The 20,325-nt window shown below is 74.2% G+C and carries 15 protein-coding genes; 10 read left to right on the top strand and 5 right to left on the bottom strand.

The window, feature by feature from the left end:
- Positions 1-294: 294 nt before the first annotated feature.
- From ACIQ9P_RS12770 to ACIQ9P_RS12760, 3 genes are all read right to left on the bottom strand, one after another.
- Positions 295-1,374, bottom strand: a complete 1,080-nt coding sequence (locus ACIQ9P_RS12770) for an N-acetylmuramoyl-L-alanine amidase (RefSeq protein WP_402354131.1) — start codon at positions 1,372-1,374, stop codon at positions 295-297.
- Between the two features lie 193 nt (positions 1,375-1,567).
- A complete protein-coding gene (locus tag ACIQ9P_RS12765) occupies positions 1,568-1,933 on the bottom strand; it encodes a peptidoglycan-binding protein (protein ID WP_402354128.1) in 366 nt (121 codons plus the stop codon).
- Positions 1,934-2,274: 341 nt separating this feature from the next.
- Entirely contained in the window at positions 2,275-2,919 is a 645-nt protein-coding gene (locus ACIQ9P_RS12760) for a hypothetical protein (RefSeq protein WP_402354125.1), read from the bottom strand.
- Positions 2,920-3,298: 379 nt separating this feature from the next.
- Here ACIQ9P_RS12760 and ACIQ9P_RS12755 point away from each other — a divergent pair, with 379 nt between their 5' ends.
- The 6 genes from ACIQ9P_RS12755 to ACIQ9P_RS12730 all read left to right on the top strand — a co-directional run bounded on the left by ACIQ9P_RS12755 (position 3,299) and on the right by ACIQ9P_RS12730 (position 11,982).
- Entirely contained in the window at positions 3,299-3,937 is a 639-nt protein-coding gene (locus tag ACIQ9P_RS12755) for an LmbU family transcriptional regulator (protein ID WP_402354122.1), read from the top strand.
- 305 nt (positions 3,938-4,242) lie between these two features.
- A complete protein-coding gene (locus tag ACIQ9P_RS12750) occupies positions 4,243-5,043 on the top strand; it encodes a phytanoyl-CoA dioxygenase family protein (protein ID WP_402354119.1) in 801 nt (266 codons plus the stop codon).
- 151 nt (positions 5,044-5,194) lie between these two features.
- Positions 5,195-7,114: an NAD-dependent epimerase/dehydratase family protein gene (locus tag ACIQ9P_RS12745; protein WP_402354116.1), complete on the top strand. Its 1,920-nt coding sequence runs from the start codon at positions 5,195-5,197 to the stop codon at positions 7,112-7,114.
- Positions 7,115-7,227: 113 nt separating this feature from the next.
- The gene (gene asnB / locus ACIQ9P_RS12740; RefSeq protein ID WP_402354113.1) at positions 7,228-9,078 is read left to right on the top strand and encodes an asparagine synthase (glutamine-hydrolyzing); all 1,851 of its coding nucleotides are present in this window, start codon (positions 7,228-7,230) and stop codon (positions 9,076-9,078) included.
- Positions 9,079-9,317: 239 nt separating this feature from the next.
- On the top strand, positions 9,318-10,541 hold the full coding sequence (locus tag ACIQ9P_RS12735; protein ID WP_402354110.1) for an MFS transporter: 1,224 nt from the start codon (positions 9,318-9,320) through the stop codon (positions 10,539-10,541).
- Between the two features lie 127 nt (positions 10,542-10,668).
- Positions 10,669-11,982, top strand: coding sequence for a UDP-glucose dehydrogenase family protein (locus ACIQ9P_RS12730; RefSeq protein ID WP_402354107.1), 1,314 nt, complete (start codon positions 10,669-10,671; stop codon positions 11,980-11,982).
- Between the two features lie 50 nt (positions 11,983-12,032).
- Here the strand turns inward: ACIQ9P_RS12730 and ACIQ9P_RS12725 are convergent, their stop codons facing one another.
- Both ACIQ9P_RS12725 and ACIQ9P_RS12720 read right to left on the bottom strand, forming a co-directional pair.
- Positions 12,033-12,773, bottom strand: a complete 741-nt coding sequence (locus ACIQ9P_RS12725; protein ID WP_402354104.1) for a GNAT family N-acetyltransferase — start codon at positions 12,771-12,773, stop codon at positions 12,033-12,035.
- 232 nt (positions 12,774-13,005) lie between these two features.
- On the bottom strand, positions 13,006-15,363 hold the full coding sequence (locus ACIQ9P_RS12720; RefSeq protein WP_402354101.1) for a collagenase: 2,358 nt from the start codon (positions 15,361-15,363) through the stop codon (positions 13,006-13,008).
- Positions 15,364-15,733: 370 nt separating this feature from the next.
- Here ACIQ9P_RS12720 and ACIQ9P_RS12715 point away from each other — a divergent pair, with 370 nt between their 5' ends.
- The 4 genes from ACIQ9P_RS12715 (at position 15,734) to ACIQ9P_RS12700 (ending at position 20,318) form a co-directional block, all read left to right on the top strand.
- Positions 15,734-16,921 carry an aminotransferase class V-fold PLP-dependent enzyme gene (locus ACIQ9P_RS12715; protein ID WP_402354098.1) on the top strand — a complete coding sequence of 396 codons (1,188 nt, stop codon included), beginning with the start codon at positions 15,734-15,736 and terminating at the stop codon, positions 16,919-16,921.
- A gap of 219 nt (positions 16,922-17,140) precedes the next feature.
- Positions 17,141-18,484, top strand: a complete 1,344-nt coding sequence (locus tag ACIQ9P_RS12710) for an extracellular solute-binding protein (protein WP_402354095.1) — start codon at positions 17,141-17,143, stop codon at positions 18,482-18,484.
- Positions 18,481-19,413, top strand: a complete 933-nt coding sequence (locus tag ACIQ9P_RS12705; protein ID WP_402354092.1) for a carbohydrate ABC transporter permease — start codon at positions 18,481-18,483, stop codon at positions 19,411-19,413. Before ACIQ9P_RS12710 ends, ACIQ9P_RS12705 begins: the two co-directional genes overlap by 4 nt.
- Positions 19,410-20,318, top strand: a complete 909-nt coding sequence (locus ACIQ9P_RS12700; RefSeq protein ID WP_402354089.1) for a carbohydrate ABC transporter permease — start codon at positions 19,410-19,412, stop codon at positions 20,316-20,318. The genes ACIQ9P_RS12705 and ACIQ9P_RS12700 overlap by 4 nt, the downstream gene beginning before the upstream one ends.
- The last annotated feature ends 7 nt before the right edge of the window (positions 20,319-20,325 follow it).

Raw genomic sequence — 20,325 nt, 5'->3', positions numbered from 1 at the left:
CCTTCCGGTGCGCCTGTCGGACGATCAGGCGGTGCCGCCCACTCTCGGCCCGGGTACCGGCGTCCCACTACGGTTCCCGGCGATTCGGGGACGTCCCGCGACGGTCCGGGCCGACTTTTCGCGGTGGACGCGACGTCCGTGGCCGGGCGTCGGCCGGAGCGTCGGCCCTGCTCCGACAGCCGCGGCGCCGGCCCCGCCGCGACAGCCGCCGCGCGGGCCTTGCCGCGACGGACGCGGCGCCGCCCGCGGTGACCTGGGTCCGCGGGCGGCGCCGGAGTCGTGCGGCAGCGGGTGTCAGGCGAGCAGCCGGCTCCAGGTCCGGGCGTCGACCACGCCGTCGGAGGGCAGTGAGGCCGCGCTCTGGAAGGACGCCACCCCGGACTGCGTCCCGGGGCCGAAGGCGCCGTCGACCGACACCGTGATGCCGTGCGCGACCAGCTGGCTCTGCACGGCGGTCACCGCGCTGCCCGAGGCCCCGCGCGCGAGCGGCGCGACCGCCTGGCTCCAGGTCTGGTTGCCCGCGACGCCGTCCGCCGAGGCGTGCACCGTGTTCTGGAACGCCAGGACGGCGTTGCGGGTGGCGGGACCGAACGAGCCGTCCACGGTCAAGGTGGCGCCCCGCTGCATCAGCAGGTACTGCAGGGTCTTCACCCGCTCGCCCGCCGCGCCGCTGTTCAGCACCGGCCACACCGGGCCGGCCGGGTCGCCGCCGATCCGGGCGGCCACGTCGCGGCGCAGCTGCGGGATCAGCGCGTACAGGCGGTCGCCGGGGCACTCGGTGTTGTTGAAGTCGCGGTGCCCGTAGATCTGGTAGGCCCGCAGCCCGTACTGGCGGCAGATGTGGGTGATGAGGTCGACCAGCGCCGCGTACTGCTCGCTGCGCGGGTCGACGGTGCTGTAGGTGCCCTCGTTCTCGATGCCGATCGCGACCGTGTTCTGCCCCGTGCAGTGGGCGGACTCCACGTGCTGGGTGCCGCCGGTCAGCGTGGACAGGCTGTTGTGCCGGCCTTCGGTGATGTAGGCGCCGCGGCTGACGGTGAAGTGCTGGCCGGTGTCGATCCAGCCCTCGCTGTCCATCTGGTAGGTCTGCATCGACCTGGCCAGCGAGAACGCGGCGGCCTGCGAGTAGTTGGTGACGTTGTCGGTCGCGGTGTGGTGCACGATCACCTTGTCCGGCGCGCCGGGCAGGACGGTGAGCGGGCCGGACGCGGGCCGGGCGCCCCAGGCGGCGGTGGAGGAGATCGTCGGGCCGGTGGCGGCGCGCGCCGTCCCGGCGGGCAGCGCGGCGGAGAGCAGCGTGCCGGTGCCGAGCGCGAAGGCGCCGGCGAGCACCGAGCGGCGCCCGGGGCGGGAGGAGGTGGGGTCGGTGGTCATGTCGAGGTCTACCTGGTCCTTCGGAGGAGGAGCGGGAGGTCCGGGGCGTGGGGCGGAGCACCGCTGCCCCCGCGCCTGCGGACGGCACGAGGGCAGTGGTGGGCCGCCCGGATCCGGCGGGCGGGCCATTGGGTCGTCCGGCACCGCGTCAGGCGATGCCGAGCCGGCTGGCGTGACGTCAGCCGGCGGCGACTCAGCTGGAGGTGGGGATGACCGTGGGGCAGAACTCGATCTGGACCAGGTTGCCCGAGGGCTTGAGGTAGCCGTAGTAGAGGGCGTCACCGGTCTTCGGGCCGACGATGCCGTCCGCCGAGAGGCCGCGGTTGTGCTGGAAGTCGGTCAGCGCCGCGTAGGTCGCGTTGCCGTACTGGCCGTCGACGTCGATGGAGTACCCCGCGTTGCGCAGCCCCTGCTGCACGCAGGCGACCGCCTGGCTGTGCTGGCCGGGCTTGATGTACGCGACGCCCCGGTCGGCGTGGGCGACGCCGGCGAGCGCGGTGACGGCCATGGCCGCGGCGCCGAGGGTGACGGCTCCGCGTCGGAACACGTGCTTGATCATGGAAGGTTCCCCCATCTCGGTAAGCGGTCACGGGCCGCCCGGCGGGGCACCCCCCGGTCTGCGGTCCGTGACTCGGACAGGGCTCATGCTCGGCGCCGCGCCACCCGTCCCACCAGGGCTTTCCCGTCCCTGGGACGCCCCGGACCGGCCGGGGGAGAGCGGCCCCGGCGTCCGCCGCCGTCCCGCCCTCCTCCCCCTCCTCCCGCCCCTTTTCCCGCGCCGTCCCGGCCCCGGCCCGGGACGCCCCCGGACTCCTGGCCCGGGGGTTCGGGGCCCGGGGACGTGAAGGGGCGATCGGGCGTGGTGGGGCCCGGCGGGCCGGACCGAGAACTGACGGAGCATCAGTCGGTGGGGACGGCCGGGGGGAGGGCGAAGGCGACCATGTCGCGGTAGCGGGGGTGGGGGGTGTCGGTGGGGGAGTACCAGTCGCTCGGACCGGTGCGCTCCTCCCAGGACAACTGGGCCTCGGTGAGGGCGTCGACGAGGTCGGTGGCGAGCCGGCCGGCCTCGAAGAGGTCCTGGTCGGTGGACTGGGAGCTGGCGCCGACGATCTGGCCGCGGATCGCGGCCGAGTGTCCGTAGCGGAAGGCGCCGCTGCCGCACAGGTGGGGGTCGGTCAGGACCGCCTCGCCGTAGTTGCGTCCGAGCCGGCGGTGGCCCGCGGCCTTGGCCGCCGCCTTGGGCAGGAAACGGTGGGCGTCCTCGCCGACGGTGATCACCGCCAGCACCGACTCGGTGTCGGGGACCCAGGGGCCGGCCGTCGGGTCGAGCAGGACGAAGCCCATGCTCGCCCGGGGGTACGGGTCGCGGGGGGCGGCTCCGGCGGCGGCGCTGTGGTTGCGCCAGATGCTGGCGGCCCGCCGCAGTCCGAGGCCGATCAGCAGCCCGGCGAAGCCCGCGTCGTCGAAGAGGTGGTCGTACGGGTTGTGCCGGTGCTGGGCGCGGACGGTCAGGCCGTGCTCCGAAACGCTCTCCCGGGTGGTCACGTTGGCTCCTTCGGCTGCTTTCGGTGCCCGGGCCTCTCCGACGGGCCGGGGCGGTGCGATTGTGGCCGCGGGGGCGGGTGGGTCGCCAGGTCCGTGGTCCGGGGGAGAGGGCGGTGGGCGGCCGGGATTCCCGTGCCGGGGCGGCCGCACCGGGTCTGGTCTGCGGTTTCTGACGGGGCCATGTCTCGCCGGCGGGACGGCGGGCGGGACGGCCGGCGGTGCGAGGGGTGGTGCGAGGGGGGTGGGGCGGGCGGGGTGACGGACGGTGGGGGAAGCGGTGGGGCGGAGGTGGGGGATTCCGAAGGCTGGTCTAGACCTTGAAGCGGTGCGGTTCGTTCCTCAAAATGATCGACTGTTGCTGAACAACGGGGAGGACAGCATGCGAAGGGCGGATCGGCCGGACGACGTGAGGATTCTGGGAAGGCGTACCGGGAGGGGATCGGAACTCTCCAGGGACCAAACCTCACTCGCCCTCCCGGCCAGGCTCCCGATCGACGCGTGGATGCGCATCGGGCAGGATCTCGGAACCGCCGCGGATTCCGCGACCTGGTGGCTCGGTGACTGGCTGGTCTACGGCCAGGACCGATATCCCGAACGCTACCGACGGGCCATTGACGAAACCGCGCTGGATTACCAGACGCTGCGGAACTACGCCTGGGTCGCCCGGAAGTTCCCGCCCGGCCGCCGCAGACCGGTGCTGAGCATGCAGCACCACGCCGAGGTCGCCTCGCTGGATCCCGAGGTCCAGGACAACTGGCTCGACCGGGCCCAGCAGGGCGGGTGGTCCCGCAATGAACTCCGCCGCCGGATCCGCACCGCCACCACCCCGGGCGCCGGCGCGCGCCCCATCGCGGTCGAACTCCGGCTCGCCGTCACCCAGGCCCGCCACGGCCTCTGGGAGGACGCCGCGGACCGGGCCAACCGCGATCTCTCCGCCTGGGTGCTGGAGGTGCTCGACGCCGCCGCCCGCCGGGCCACGGAGGACCGCGAGCGGATGCGGATCGCCGAGGCGGGCTGACCCGCCCGGCGCCCAGGACCCCCGCCCCCCGGTCGGCGGACCGGGGGGCGGGCGGAACGGGGGCGGGCGGAACGACGGACGTTGACGCGCCGAATTACCGGTTATTTGATGACCGGGGTCGGGAAACGCCGGAAGGGCGAACACCCGATCCGCCATCGGGCCGCGCACCAGGAATCGCGAATCGCGACCGCGGAATGAAGCGGCGGAATGAATCCACGGCGTTCCGCCGTGCTCCGCCGTGCCCGGGCCGCTCGGACGCGGCGAATTCCACCGGCCCCGGACCGTACACGGGAAAGGATCAAGTCATGACTGTCAGCGCGAACCCCGACCTGGTCGGCGTATTCCGGGAGGACGGATTCGTCTTCGCCGGAACCCTGCTCTCCGCGGACGACGTCGACGCGTACCGGGCGATCTACGACCGCTTCCTCAGCGGTGAGATCGAGAGCGGAGACAAGCGCTCCGACCTCGGCTCGCACGCGCCGCGGGCCGAGGGCGCCGAGGCCGGCGTCGAGAACATCACCCAGATCATGTGGCCCTCCGCGCTCCACCCGCCGATCCTCGATCTGCCGCTGCACGAACGCGGACTGGCGCTCGCCCGCGAGTTGATCGGCGAGGACGCGATGCTCGACTTCGACATGCTGATCCACAAGGCCCCGCGCACCGCGGTGCCCACCCCGTGGCACCAGGACGCCGCGTACTGGATCGATCTGCCGGACACCCGGGCCGTCTCGCTCTGGGTGGCCCTCGACGACGCCGGGCCGGACAACGGCTGCATGTGGTACGTGAAGGGCTCGCACACCCGGCCGCTGCGCGCGCACCGGCCCACCAGCGACGGCAAGAACATCGAGTGCGACTGCTCCGAGGACGAGCCCGGGGCCACCGCGGTGCCGGTGACGGCCGGTCAGGGCGTCGCGCACTCCGGCACCACCCTGCACTACTCCCGCGGCAACACCAGCGACCGGGTGCGGCGGGCGTACATCCTCAACTACCGCCCCGCGGCGATGATCCGGCTGGAGCGCGAGCAGGGGTCCGACCACGGCCTGAACGACAACGAGCGCAAGGTCCGCAACGCCGGTGCCGACGGTGCCGACGGCACCCTTCGCTGATCCGACCCCGCCGAACCCCCACCCCCCACAGCGAGGTACTTCGATGGATGCCAGTACGGATGCCAGTACGCACGTCAGTACACATGTCAGTACGGATGTCAGTACGGATGCCCGTGACGACTCGGCCCGGGTGCGGCTGAGCGGCGCGGTGATGAGTCACCCCAAGCGCGCGGAGGAGGCCCGGCGGCTCGCCGACGCGGACCCCCTGGGCCGAGTCCTCGTGATCATGGACCCCGAGCCGGACGGCCGCCCGACCGCGCTCCGGGTGGCGCCGCTCTCCTGGTCCTGCGTGGCGCCCGACGCCACCCACCACCTGGTGCTGCAGGACGACGTGGTGCTCGCCGAGGGTTTCTACGAGCACGCCGAGCGCGCCGCCGCGGCCGCCCCCGGCGAGGCGATCGCCCTCTACGCGGGCTGGGAGGCCCGCAACGGCGCCGTCGCCCGGCTCGCCGCGCTCGCCGGCGAGCCCTGGGCGTACACCCTCCAGGAGCACGTGCCCTGCCAGGCGCTGATGCTGCCCGCCGAGGCCGCCCGCGGTTACGAGGCGTACCAGCTGGAGCACGGCGGCGGCTGGCCCTACGACGTGGTGGTGCAGCGCTACCTGAACGCGATCGGCATGCCGGTGCGCTTCTGCACCCCCAGCACGGTCCAGCACGACGACCTGCCCAGCCTGGCCGGCAACACCTACCACGGCTTCCGCCAGGCGACGCTGTTCACCGGCGCGGCCGGTCCGGCGGAGGCCGACGGGCCGTGCCCGCGCTTCCCGGTGGTGCCGTTCTACCAGTACGGCGAGGCCCGCTGCGCCGTCCTCCGGGGCACCGAGTGGGAGTACCTGGAGACCGAGCGGCAGCTCGCCCGCACCGGTCTGCTGGACGCCTGTCTGGCCGCCCTCGTGGCCGCCGGCCCGGACGCCGCGGCCGGCCTCCCGGACGGCGCCGGCCGGGCCGTGTGGCTGACCGCGTTCGCGCTCGGCGCCGTCACCGCCGATCTGCCGGAGCCGGACCCGGGGATCGCCGCCGCCGTCCTGGAGACGCTCGGATCGGGCGGCCTGTGCGAGGAGTTCACCGCCGCCGAACTGCTCGCGGCGGCCCCGGTGGTGCGCGACTTCGCGCTGACCGCGCTCGCCGCCGGCCGTCGCGCCGGAGCCGACCCGGCCGCCCGCACGCCCCGGCCGGCCCCGCTCGCCCGGGTGGCCGTCACCGGCGGCGACCCCGCCTTCGCCCGGCAGCTGGCCCGGTTGCTCGCCGACGCCGGGCACGACATCGGCCAGGACCTCGGCCGGGGCAACGGCCAGGACCTCGGCCACGAGGCCGGGCACCCGGCCGGCCGCCCCTCCGCCGGGGACCTCGACGGCGTCCGGCACCTGGTGCACCTGGGCCGCCCGGAGGAGGAGGGCCTGCTGGCCGATGTGCTCGCCGCCGCCGCCGAGGCCGGGGTGGAGCGCGTGGTCTACGCCGGCTCCTCGGCCGTCTACCGGGGCATTCGCGAACGGACCGTCACCGAGGAACTCCCGGCCGCCGCGCCGGCCGACCCGGTGGCGCTGGCCTGGTGGCAGGAGGAGCAGGCGGTCCGGGCCTGGGGCGCGGACCACGGCGTCCCGGTCCAGGTGCTCCGCCTCGCCGACCCGGTCGGCCCGTACGCGGCGGAGCACAGCCCGCTGGTGCGGTGGGTGAACCTGGCCTGGACCCGGCGCCCGCTCGCCCTCAACCCGCTCGGCCGGCACCAGGTACTGGACCACCGCGACCTCGCCGACGCGCTGCGCGCCGTGCTCGCGTCCCCGCCCGCGCGGCCGGTGCTCAACGTCGCCTCTGCGGCCTTCGACGAGCAGGAGCTCGCGGGGCTGCTGGCCGACGTCTCGCGCCGGACGCCCTGGGAGTGGGTCCAGGACCCGACGGTCGACCGCTGGACCATGGCGACCGACCTGATCGGGGCCGAACTCCACTGGCGGCCCTCGGCCGAGCTGCGCGAGAGCATGCGGGCCCTCGCCCAGTGGTGGGCCTGCGACATCCACGGCGACTACACGGCGCCGGCCGTCCCCGCCGCTCCCGCGGTTCCCGACCTGCTGGTGTGACCGCGCCGGCCGGCGGCGCCCCGTCCGGCGCCGCCGGCCCCCGCCCCCGCTGCCTTCCAGTGCAACGACCGTGACCCCACTTCACCCGTCACCGCCCACCCCTGGAGTACCGCATGTCCGCCATAGCCGGCTGGGTCGACTTCTCCCGCGACACCCCCTCCCGTGACACTGCGGACGGACAGGACGTCGTCCGGGCCATGACCACGGCACTGGCCCGGCGCGGGCCCGCCGCCGAGGGGCTGTGGAGCTCCGCGCACGCCGCCCTCGGCCACCGCCGCACCGCCCACGACCCGCACCCCCAGCCGCTCGCCGCACCCGGCGACACCGGCCCCCGGGCCGTGCTCTCCTTCGCCGGTCACCTCACCAACGCCCGCGCGCTGCGCGACCGCCTCACCGCCGCCGGCCACCGCGCCGACACCGGCGGCGACGCCGAGGCCGTGCTCCAGGCGTACCTGGCCTGGGGCGAGGACTTCGTCACCCGGATCGAGGGCACCTACGCGCTCGCCCTGTGGGACCCGCGCCGGGAGGAACTGCTGCTGGTCCGCGACCGGATGGGCGTCAAGCCGCTCTTCTACGCGACCACCGCGGACGGGGTGCTCTTCGGCTCCGAGCCCAAGGCCGTCCTCGCCCACCCCGGATTCCGGCCCGCCGTCGACGCCGACGGCCTGCGGGACATCCTCTCCGTCGCCCGGGTGCCCGGCCACGCGATCTTCCGCGGCCTGCGCGAGGTCCTGCCCGGGGCGCTGCTGCGGGTCGGGCGCTCCGGCGCGGCCGAGCGGCGCTACTGGCAGCTGCGGGTCGCCGGCCACCCCGACGACCTGGGCACCACCGTCGACACCGTCCGCGCCCTCCTGGAGGACGCCGTCGCCCCGAACCTGGACGGCGGGGAACTGCCCCTGTCGCTGCTCTCCGGCGGCCTCGACTCCAGCACCCTCACCGCGCTGGCCGCCGACCTCGCCCGCCGCCAGGGCCGCGGCCCGATCCGCTCGCTCGCCGTCAACGACCAGGAGCCGGGCGGCGACGGCGCCGCGGCGCAGGGCAACGAGGACCACCTCTACGCCCGGCTGATGGCCGATCACGCGGGCACCGAGCACGACGAGATCTCGCTCGTCGGCCTGGACCTGCTCGACCCCGCGCTGCGGGCCTCGGTGCTCGCCGCCTACGACATCCCGATCAACAAGGGCGACCAGTACGCCTCGCTGCGGCTGCTGTTCGGGGAGGCACGGCGGCACGCCGCCGTCGCGCTGTCCGGCGAGTGCGGCGACGACGTCTTCGGCGGCTACAACTGGAACCGGTTGCCCGAGTGGATCGCCAGGCCGACCTTCCCGTGGGTGGCGGAGGGCCGCCCGCGCTTCCTCGGCACCGACGTCGTCTTCGACGCCGGGCTGCTCGGCAAGCTCGACCTGGCCGGCTACGAGGAGGACTGCCACCGGGCCGCCGTCGCCGAGATCGCCGCCGCCGACGCGGTCGCGGACCCGGTCGAGGCCCGCTACCGCGAGGTCACCTACCTCGCGCACACCCGCCACACCCGGGTGCTGTTCGACCGGCTGGACCGCCTCGGCAGCGCCGCCGGGCTCGACATCCGGGTGCCGTTCGCCGACCCCCGGCTGGTCGAGTACACCTTCAACATCCCCTGGGAGATGAAGGCGTTCGACGGTCGGGAGAAGAGCCTGCTGCGGGCGGCGATGAAGGACCTGCTGCCCGAACCGGTGGCGATGCGGGTCAAGACGCCCTACCCCAACCTGCGCGACGCCGGCTACGACCGGGTGCTGCGGGAGCGGCTGGCCGCGGTCGCGCTGGACCCGGACAGCCCGGTCGGCCCGCTGCTCGCGTCCGGGCTCCGGGCCGCGGTGGCCCGGGACGGCGCGGACGCCCTGGTGACGGGGGTCGGCCGGGCCGCGCTGGAGACCGCCCTGCAGACTGACGCCTGGCTGCGCGCGTACGGGGTCGAGCTCGACCTCTGAGCACCGCCGGTGCGGGTTCCGGTGTCGGGTCGGTGCTGGTGCTGGTGCTGGTGCTGGTGCCGGTGCTGGTCGGCGCCGGTGCTGGTGCCGGTGCCGGTCGGTGCCGCACACCACCCCCGAGGCCCGCGCCCGCCCGACGCCGAGCACTCCGCCCGACGTCGAGCACTCCGCCCGACGCCGGGCACCCCGCCCGACCCCGAGCACCCGCCCCGCCTCGGCGGACGTCCCGAAGGAGCCCCATGGCCGCGACCCTGGCCGCGCCGCCCGCCCCGCCCGCCCGCCTGTGGACCCGCAATTTCGGGTTCTACTTCACCGCCCGCACCATGGCGGTGCTCGGCGACACCATGATTCCCGTCGCGACGGCCGTCGCGATGCTCTCGCTCGGCTTCGGGGTGGGCGCCGTCGGCGTCGCGCTGGGCGCGTGGATGGGGGCGTTCGCCCTGTTCGTGGTGTTCGGCGGGGTGTTCGCCGACCGGTTCCACCCCCGCCCGCAGATGATCGCCGCGGACGGGGCGCGCTGCGCGGTTCAGGCCGGGCTCGCGCTCTGCCTCTGGCTCGGCCACCCGCCGCTGTGGCTGCTGGTCGTCGCGTCGGTGCTCGGCGGCCTCGCCACCGCGATGTTCCAGCCGGGGCTGACCAGCCTGGTCCCCCAGGTCGCGGCCGACCCGCAGCAGGCCAACGGCGTCCTGAGGGTCAGCCAGGGCGTCGCCACGATGGCCGGCCCGGCCATCGCCGGCACCCTGGTCGCCGTGGTCTCCCCGGCCTCGGTCTTCGCCGCGACGGCGGCCACCTTCGTCGTCAGTGGGCTCTGCCTGACCGCCCTGCGGCTGCCGTACACCGAACCCGACCGAAGCGCCTCCACCCTGCAGAACCTGCGCGAGGGCTGGACCGAGTTCCGCTCCCGCTCCTGGCTGTGGTCGGTGATCCTGATCTGGTGGGTCCTCGGCGTCGCGGTCTGGGGCCCGATCACCCCGGTCGGCGCGGTGTCCATCATCGACGCCCACGGCAAGGCGGCCTTCGGCTGGGCGGAGAGCGCCTTCGGCGTCGGCTGCGTGCTCGGCGGCCTGGTCGCGATCCGGCTGCGCCCGTCCCGTCCGCTGTTCGGCGGGGCGGTGGCGATGCTGCTCTTCCCGCTGATGCCCCTGTCCGCCGCCCTGGTGCCGCCGGTGCCGCTGCTGATGGCGGGCTATCTGGTCAGCGGCATCGGGTGGGCGTTCTGGGGGGTCCAGTGGGCGACCTCGGTCCAGACCCGGATCCCGGAGGACAAGCTCAACCGGGTCGCGGCCTACGAGATCGCCGGATCCATCCTGGCCGTCCCGCTCGGGCAGGCGGTCGCCGGCCCGGTCAGCGGCCTGGTCGGCGTGCACCGGCTGCTGTTCCTCGGCGCCGTGGTCGGCCTGGGGTGCGCGCTCGCCCTGCTCGCCGTCCGGCCCGTGCGCCGGCTGACCCGGGCCGTCGGCTGACGCCCCCGGTCCACCCCGTCCGTTCCCCCGGCCGCTCCTCCGTTCCCCCGGCCGGTCCCTCCGCCGGCCGGTCTCCCTGCCCCGTCCGGCAATGCCACGCACCCCCACCAACGACAGGAGACCGTCCATGCGCCACCGCCTGACGGTGATCGGCAGCGGCTACCTCGGCATCACCCATGCCGCCTGCATGGCCGAACTCGGCCACGAGGTCCTCGGACTGGACATCGACGAGGACCGGGTCCGCTCCCTCAACCAGGGTGAACTGCCCATCCACGAGCAGGGGTTGGGCGAGCTGCTGCGCCGCAACCTGGCCGCCGGCCGGCTGCGCTTCGGGACCGACCCGAAGGAGGCCGCCGCCTTCGGCGACCTGCACTTCCTCTGCCTCGGCACGCCCCAGCGCAAGGACTCCGGGGCCGCCGACCTCTCCCAGCTCGACGCCGCCGTGGCCGCCCTGGCCCCGCACCTGGACCGGCCCTGCGTGATCGTCGGCAAGTCCACCGTCCCCGTCGGCACGGCCGAGCGGCTGGCCGCCCGGCTCACCGCCCTGGCGCCCGCCGGGGAGGCCGTGGAACTCGCCTGGAACCCGGAGTTCCTGCGCGAGGGCCACGCGGTGGAGGACACCCTCTCGCCCGACCGGATCGTGCTCGGAGTGCGCCCCGGCCGGGCCGAGGGACTGCTGCGCGACCTGTACGGGCCGCTGGGCGACATCCCGACCGTGGTCACCGACTACGCCACCGCCGAGTTGGTCAAGACCGCCGCGAACGCCTTCCTGGCGACCAAGATCTCGTACATCAACGCGATCGCCGAGGTGTGCGAGGCGGCCGGCGCGGACGTGGTGCGGCTGGCCGAGGCGCTCGGCCACGACGAGCGGATCGGCCGGCGCTTCCTCGCGGCCGGACTCGGCTTCGGCGGCGGCTGCCTGCCCAAGGACATCCGGGCCTTCGTCGCCCGTGCCGAGGAGCTGGGCACCGGCGAGTCCCTGGAGTTCCTGCGGCAGGTGGACGCGATCAACCTGCGCCGCCGCACCCGCGCCGTCGACCACGCCCGGGAGCTGGTGGCCGGCTCCTTCGCCGGCCGGAAGGTCGCCGTGCTCGGCGCCGCCTTCAAGCCCGAGTCGGACGACATCCGCGACTCGCCCGCGCTCGACGTCGCGGCGGCGATCGCGCGCGAGGGCGGGCGGGTCTCGGTGTACGACCCGGCGGCCCTCGACAACGCCCGCAAGGCGTTTCCCGACCTGGCCTACGCCGCCTCCGCCGCGGCGGCGGCGCGCGGGGCCGAGGTGCTGCTGCTGCTGACCGAGTGGCGCGAGTTCGTGGAACTGGACCCGGTGGCGCTGGGCGAGGAGGTCGCCGTCCGCGCCGTCGTCGACGGCCGCAACGTGCTGGACCCGGGGGCCTGGCGCGCGGCCGGCTGGACGTACCGGTCGCTCGGCCGCCGCTGACCCGGGGCCGCGCCCCGCCTCCGGCTCCCGGGCGGGGAGCCGGGGCGCGGTCAGTACAGGCTGATGTTGACGGTGTACCGGGACAGGCCGAGGCGCCGGGCCACGGCGAGCGACGCCTGGTTGTCCCACTCGGTGCTGTAGAGGGCGGTCCTCCCGGTGGCCCGGACCAGCTCGGCCCACCGGGTCACCAGGGCCGGGGAGATGCCGCGGCCCCGGTACTCCGCGAGGGTCGCGGTGCCCGCCTCGCAGGCCCGCCGGCCGACCCGGGCCGAGCAGCACACCCCGACCGGGCGGTTCCCGTCGAAGGCGGCCACGGTCGGCTGCCGGTCCGCCAGGGTGGCGGCGAGCTCGGGGAAGCCGTCCCGGAACTCCTCGGCCCGGTCGGGGCCGCACACCTCGAACCGCAGCCCCGGGACCTCGGTGGCGACCAGCGGGCCGAGCACCGCGAAAGCGGGCCCGATGTAGGTGTCGGAGACCGGCCGGTGCCGGGCGACCAGCCGGGCCACCTCCTCCGGGATCTCGGCCACCTCGGCCAGGTCGTCGACCGGGGGCTGTGCGGCGGCCCAGGCGCGGATCGCGGCGCCGGTCGGCGCGGGCAGCTCGGCGCTGGTCCACACCCGTACCGCGGCGCGGGTGCGGGACAGGAAGCAACGGGCGGGGGCCGGGCCCCCCACGTCGTTGACCGAGGCCAGGAGGCCCTGAGGAGTCATCACATACAGGGCCTCGGCCTGGACTTCGGCGAGCTCCGCGTCGGTGGCGGCCGTGAGGCCGTCCGGGGCGGGCTGGGTCATGACGGCGTGGTCCTCGGATCGGGGCGGTGGGACGACCCCTCGGGGCACGGCCGGTCGCCGGCCGATGCGCCTCAGGATCGTCTGTCACCCTACACACGGCCGGATCCGGCCGTCAGGAGCGATCCCGCCGGTGGGGTGGGGTGCCGGGGCGGCCCCGGACGGTCGGTCCGGGGCCGCTCGGGACGGGGCGGGGCGGGCCGGTCGGGCACCGCCCCCCGCGCGGGGGAGGGCGCTATCGGCGCAGCGGGCCCTCGCAGGTGTAGTCGGCGCTGCCGGCCCGGCCGGTGGGCCAGACCTCGACCTGGCCGAACCAGCAGTTCATGTCGGCGAGGTTGTTGGCGGCGGCACCGCCCCGGGTGAGCAGGAAGTAGTCGACGGTGGCGGCCATGTCGGTGCGGACCTGTCCGGCGTCGAGGGTGTTGGTGAGGTTGGCGGTCATCCGGCCGGTGCAGGTGAACCGCATGGTGTTGTTCCAGTCGGCGTTGTCCTTGCAGACCGGGGTGTTCTGGGTGGCGCGGGTGAACGCGTCCCGGACCTCGGTGGCCCAGGCGTAGGTGAGCCGGCTGTTCGGCGTGTAGGTGGTGGCCGGAACGTAGAGGTTGTCGGCGAGCGGGATCTCGGTGTCCAGGAAGGCGTTGTACTCGCGCTGGAGGGCGGCGTCGCGGCCGAGGCGGTCGCGCCAGGCGTTGTAGCCGGTGACGTCGTCGGCGCGCAGCAGCCGGTACATCTCGGCGAGCCGGTCGGGGTGGTGCTCGCCGAGCAGGTTGAAGAAGGTGGCCGCGTACGGGTAGACCCGGAAGCCGAGCGTCTCCCAGCTGGCGTGCAGGATCTGATCGATCGTCAGGCGGGGCGTCCCGGCGGCGCCTTCCTGGGCGATCTGGCGGACCATGTACTTGCGGGCCTTGACGCCGTCCTTGGAGGTGGAGCCGGCGAAGTACTCGGCGGTGCCCTCGTTCATCGCGAAGGTGGCGCTGCCGGGCCAGCGGGTGGTGTAGCCGGACTCCGGGATCGCCCAGCGGGCGTTGAGGTAGTGGGTGTACTCGTGCCGGAAGAGCTCCTCCAGGCTGAAGTACGACTCGGCGGTGGTCCGCTGGTAGGTGTAGAAGGTGGAGTTCTCCTCGATGAACATGCCGCCGTTCTCGACGTCGCCGATCCCGAACAGCAGGTACTGGAGCGAGCGGTAGTTCGTCTTGGTGTCGTACAGCTGCACCGTGAGGGTGGGGTGGGTGTCGTCGGCGAGCGGCCGGTCGGTGCCGATGACCCGGAAGAACTGGGCCTTGACCTGCTTGGTGGCGTAGTACAGCTGGTCGGCGGTGGCCCGGTCGAGGGCGGTGCGGATGACCAGGGAGCCGTTGTCGTAGGTGTAGGTGTTGGGGAAGAACTGCCTGTCCAGGTCGGCCCGGCAGGCCCCGTACTGGCCGCAGAGGCCGAAGTCGTTGAGCGGGACGGCCAGGTTGAGCCACGGGCGGCTGAGGCGGCCGAAGTTGTTCTGGACGGTGGTGACCACGTCGCCGATCTCGGCCTTGATCCCGGCCTTGAGCGCGTCCACCACGGCGTAGCGGGCGTACTCGTTCATGGCGTCGGCGACGGCCCACTCGGTGTCGGTGCCCTTGAGGTGGGTGTAGCCGGAGAAGGCGCGGATCGCCTGTCGGTAGCCGGGGTCGGCGACGGCGGCGGCGCGGAAGGCGCCGCCGTCCTCGGTGACGTTGTTGACGCCCTGGAAGTTGAGCTGGAGCGCGGCCTGGAGGGCCCAGTTCCAGCCCCGGTCGCCGATGTACGCGGTGCCGGGGGTGGCGTACTGGCGCAGCACCCGCTCCAGCAGCGGGAGCCGGCCGGGGCGCAGCTTGGGGGCGGTGGAGGTCTGGAGCAGCTCGCCCATGGTGTTGCCGGCGGCGGTGGTCGGGTCGAACGAGCGGGGGTTGGCGGTGTGGGCGGTGATCGCGCGGTCGACCGCGGCCGCGGTGGCGTCGTCGTTGAGGTCGAGCTCGGCGTGGCCGTAGTCGAAGTAGACCGCGACGTGCAGGTAGTACCAGAGTTCCTGCTGGTTGCGGTTGTTGGCGCTGTCGAAGCCGGGGGAGAGGGCGGTGATCCGGTCGGCGACGGCGCGCACGTGGGCCGGGGTCAGCACCTTGGCGAGTTCGGGGCGCCAGTCGACCAGCAGCGGGCGCAGACAGCCGTCGTAGGTGTGCGAGCGGTCGGCGAGGAAGTCGGCCAGGGCGGCCGGGGAGAGCGCGGTGAAGGAGCCGAAGGAGCAGGCCGCGGCGGCGTCGGCGGCGGCCGGGGCGGCCTGGGCGACGGGGGTGGCCGGGTCGGCGGCGGGCCGGGTGGCGTCCGTGGTGGGCTGGAGCGATTCGTTGCCCGGTGCCCCCTCGGGGCCGGGGGCGCCGGTGGTGCTGCTGCCGTGGGCGACGTCGCCGGTGGGGCCGGCCGGGTGGGCGGTGGTGCCGCCGAAGGTGGTGGCCGGGCCGGTGGCCCGCTCGGAGGCGGCGGGGGGTGCGGCGGCCTGCGCGCTCTGGACGAGCGGGGCGGTGAGGGTGGCGGCGAGGGCTGCCGAGAGCAGGACCGAGCGCAGGCGGGGACTGGTGGGCACAGGAGCTCCAGTTGGGCATGTGGGGGTGCGCGGGGATGGGCGTGCTGCGGGATCGGAGCCGTGGGGGGCGCCGGGTCCGCGGGGGGACCGCGCGGGAGTCTGATGACGTCGAGGGAAACGATGATGATCTCTCGACTCACTGGCCAGTAAAATAGTAATGTCAAATTGCATTGCGCAAGGGCTGGTGGGAGGGCAGATCGGCGGTCGGTAACGAGAGGGTCTCGACCGGGGGTCGGTGGTGCGCAGGGTCTTGACGGGGAATCGGCCGGGGGCGTTTGCTGGCTCCCGCTCGTTGAAGGTTGATCGGTTCTGTTCGTTTGTGTGGGATTTGAACGTTCAAATCGCTGCGCCGCCCGACCAAGGAAAGGCCATGTCCGAGTACCTGAAGCAGTTCGCCGAGCCCTTCGGCTACCTGGACTTCGCCCGCTTCGGGCCGGTGTCGCAGCCGGTCCGACGGGTCCTGCTCCGCGAGGCCGACCGGCTCCACCGGCACGGTTGGGACGCGCTCGAAAGCCTCGACGCGGACACCGCGGCGGCGGCCCGGACGGCGGGCGGACTGCTGGGCTGCGCGCCGCACGAGATCGCGTTCGTCGGCTCCACCTCGCACGGGCTGTTCGCCGCCGCCCACGCGGTCGGTGCCGGTGCGCGATCCGTCGGCGGCCCCGCCCCGGACGGGACCGTCCTGGTGGCCCGGACCGACTTCCCCGGCGCCGTCTACCCGTGGCTGCGCGCCGCCGCCAACGGCGGACTGGCGGTCCGGCAACTCGACGGCCCGGTCACCGTCGACCTGGTCCGGGCCCACCTGGACGACCGGGTGCGCGCCGTCGCCGTCTGCGCCGTCGACGCCGCGACCGGCTACCGGGCGCCGCTGGCCGCGATCAAGGAACTGATCGGACCGGACCGGATCCTGGTGGTCGACGCCGTCCAGGCCCTCGGCGCCGTGGAGTTCGCCGCCGACGCGGCCGACGTGCTCGCCGCCGGCGGCCAGAAGTGGCTCCGGGCCGGCTGGGGCGCGGCCGTCCTGATGGTCCGGGACCGGATCGCCGACCGGATCGGGCCCGGGCTCAGCGGGTGGTCCGGCGTGGTCGACCCGATCGACGCGCCCGTCCACCCGTGCCCGCCCCGGCCCGGCGCCGTCGCCCACACCCTGACCAACCCCGACGGTCCCGCCGTCGCCGCCCTGGGCGCCGCGCTCGCCCTGGTGCGGGAGGAGGGCCCCGGCCGGATCGAGGCCCGGATCGGCGAGGCGCTCGGCGGACTGCTCGCCGCCGCCCGCGCCGCCGGCGCCGAGACCGGCGGCGGCCCGACGCCGGACGCCCCCTACGGCTCCCCCCGCGGCACCGGCGACCCGGCCGCCACCGGCAGCGGGATCGCCCGGCTGCGACTGCCCGGCGCCGACCCCGCCGCCGTCCATCGCGCGCTGACCGCGGCGGGCCTGTCCACCACCCTGCGGGCCGGCTGGATCCGGCTCTCCCCGCACGCGAGCACCGACCCCGGGACCGCCGATCTGCTCGGCGGCACGCTCGCCCACGTACGGCGGGGCGTCCGCACCGCCTGAGCGGACGCCCCGCGCCCGACCGTCCCCGCCACCCGGCGGGGCGGCCCGGCTCCCCGCACCACCCGGCACGCGCCATCGCTCACCACCCGCGCCATCGCTGGCCGCCCCGCACCACCGCTCACGATCCCGCAGGACCGTTCACCACCCCGCATGCACCACCTGGCACCACCCGACGTCCCACCCCTCCGCTCGACGTCCACCCCCTCAGAAGGGCATGCCATGTCACACCTCTCCCGCCGCGACCTGCTGCGCGCCACCGGCGCCGGCCTGCTGACCCTCTCCGCCGGCGGCGCCCTCGCGGCCTGCGGCGGCTCCAGCGGCTCCGGCTCCTCCGGTGGGGACGCCGCCACCGGCACCATCACCGTCTGGTCCTGGACCAGTGCCGCCGACGCCCTGCGCGGCGTCGTGCCCGCGTTCGAGAAGGACAACCCGGGCATCAAGGTCGACGTCCAGGACGTCGGCAACCCGGCCATCTGGGACAAGATCACCGTCGGCCTGGCGGCCGGCGGCCAGGGCCTCGCCGACGTCCTGCACATCGGCTGCGACTACCTGCCCGGTTACCTGGAGAAGTTCCCCAACGGCCTCGCCGACCTCTCCGCCCTCGGCGCCGACGCCCACAAGGACAAGTTCACCAAGGGTCTGTGGCCGGTCGTCACGGACAAGGACGGCAAGGCCCGTGCCCTCCCCTGGGAGGTCAACGCCCAGGGCTTCTTCTACCGCAAGGACATGTTCGACCGGGCCAAGCTCGACCCGACCACGTTCGAGACCTGGGACGACGTGATCGCCGGCGCCGACGCCTTCAAGGCGGCCAACCCCGGTGTCGGCCTGGTCGGCATCAACAAGCCCGGCACCCCCGCCCCCGACGTCGACTTCCTGCAGTCCCTGATGCAGCAGCAGGGCGCGTTCTTCTTCGACCTCAAGGGCGACATCACCCTGACCTCGACCGAGTGCGTCCGCGCCCTCACCCTGGTCAAGCGCCTCAACGACGCAGGGCTCGTCCTGGAGACGCCCGGCTCCACCGCCTGGCGCACCCAGATGAAGGACAGCCAGCTCGGGGCCGGCCCGCAGCCCTCCTGGGCCGCGCACTACATCGAGACCAAGTTCCCCGACCTGAGCGGCAACTGGCGGCTCACCCGGCCGCCGGCCGTCACCCCCGGCGGCAAGCGCACCGCCATCGTGAACACCACCCACCTGGCCGTCGCCTCCTCCAGCCCCCGCCGCGCCGCCGCCTGGAAGTTCGTCGAGTACGCGCTCACCCGGGCCGACTCGGTCAACGCCATGTTCAAGGCCGGCAGCGTCTTCCCGGCGCTCACCGCCGCCTACCAGGACCCGATCTACAGCGAGCCGAGCGCCTACTACGGCGGCCAGCCGGTCCTGAAGACCTTCACCGACCTGCTCACCGAGGGCGGCGACGCCACCAACTACTCCGGCGACTACGCCCGCGCGCTCAAGCTGGTCAGCGACGCCCAGACCAAGGTCCTGGTCAAGGGCGTCGACCCGGCCGAGGCGCTCCAGGACGCCGCCAAGCAGCTGGCCCAGCAGACCGGGCGCAAGATCAAGTGACCACCGCCGCTCCTCCGGCCGCCCGGCCGACCGCCCCGGCGGCGGTCCGCCCGGCCGCCGTCCGGCGCGCCAGGCTCCGCCGCCGGGCCGTGCCCTACCTGCTGCTCGCGCCCGCGCTGATCCTCTTCGGGGTCTTCAAGGCGTACCCGATCGTCTCCTCGCTGCTGCTGTCGCTGACCGCCGGCTCCGGCAGCGTCACCCACAACGCCGGTCTCGCCAACTACCAGCGGCTGCTGCACGACCCGCTGTTCTGGACCGCGCTCGGCAACACGGCCCGGATCCTCGTCGTCCAGGTCCCGGTGATGCTCGGGCTCGCCCTCCTGCTGGCGGTCGCCCTGAACGCGGCGTTCGTCCGCTGGCGCACCGTGTGGCGGCTCGGCGTCTTCATGCCCACCGTCACCGGGCTGGTCGCCACCGGCATCCTGTTCTCCTTCCTGCTCAACACCAAGGACGGCGCGGTCAACAACGCCCTGGGCGCGATCGGCCTGCCCGGCGTCGACTGGTTCGGCGACGGCTTCTGGGCCCGGATGGCCGTCGTCCTGGTGCTGACCTGGCACTACACCGGCTACAACGCCGTCATCTACCTGGCCGGGCTGCAGGGCATCCCCAAGGAGCTGTACGAGGCGGCCATGGTCGACGGCGCCGGACCGGTACGCCGGTTCCGCTCCGTCACCCTGCCCGCGCTGCGGCCCGTGCTGCTGTTCACCGTGGTGCTCTCGACCATCGGCACCCTCCAACTCTTCGACGAGCCCTACGTCCTGACCCGCGGCGGTCCCGACAACGCGACCCTCACGGTGTCGATGTACCTGTACGACAACGGCTTCCGCTACTTCGACTTCGGCTACGCCTCCGCCATCGCCTACGCGCTCACCCTGATCGTCTCGGTGCTCGGCGCGGCCCAGATGCGCCTGATGGGAGAACGCGAATGACCACTGCCGCCACCTCCGTCGAGCCCGTCGCGCCGGGCCCGGCGGTCCCGCCCGCCACCCCGGCGCCGACCGGCCCGAGCCCCTGGCGCCGACTGCGCGGCTGGCCGCTCACCCTGGTGCTCGCCGCCGTCACCGGGCTGTCGATCGCCCCGTTCTACTGGCTGGTGATCTCCGCCACCCGCAGTGACGGCGAGATCTTCTCCTGGCCGCCGAAGCTGCTGCCCGGCTCCCACCTGGGCGACAACATCGGGCACCTCCAGGACCGGATCGGGCTCGGCCGGGTCCTGCTCAACTCGCTGCTGGTGTCCGGCCTGCAGACCCTCGGCGGGCTCGTCGTGGCCCTGCTGGCCGGGTACGCCTTCGCCAAGTTCCGGTTCCGGGGCCGCACGCTGCTGTTCGCCGTCCTGCTCTCGACCCTGGTCGTGCCGGACCAGGTGATGCTCGTCCCGCTGTTCAAGATGATGATGTCCTTCGGGCTGCTCGACAGCTACCAGGCGCTGATCCTGCCCGGTCTGTGCGTGCCGTTCGCGATCTTCCTGATGCGGCAGTCGCTCAGCGCCATGCCGGACGAACTCCTCGACGCCGCCCGGGTCGACGGCGCCGGCGAACTGCGGGTGCTGTTCGGGATCGTGGTACCGGTCATGCGGCCGGTGCTGGCCGCGCTGGGCATCTTCCTGTTCCTCGGCTCGTGGAACAGCTTCGTCTGGCCGCTGATCGCCCTGCGCAGCACCGACATGCACACCCTGCCGGTCGCCCTCGCCACTCTCCAGGGCATGAAGGCCAACACCGACTACGGCTCGATCCTCGCCGGAACCGCGATTTCCACCCTGCCGATGATGGTCCTCTTCCTGGTCCTCCAACGGCAGTTCATCTCCGGCCTGCTGGCCGGTGCCACGAAGGGCTGAACCGAAC

The organism is Kitasatospora sp. NPDC094019, assembly GCF_044764505.1.
GTDB lineage: Bacteria > Actinomycetota > Actinomycetes > Streptomycetales > Streptomycetaceae > Kitasatospora.
The sequence above is the reverse complement of the archived record's forward strand: the minus strand, read 5'-3'. Positions and strand labels throughout refer to the sequence as shown.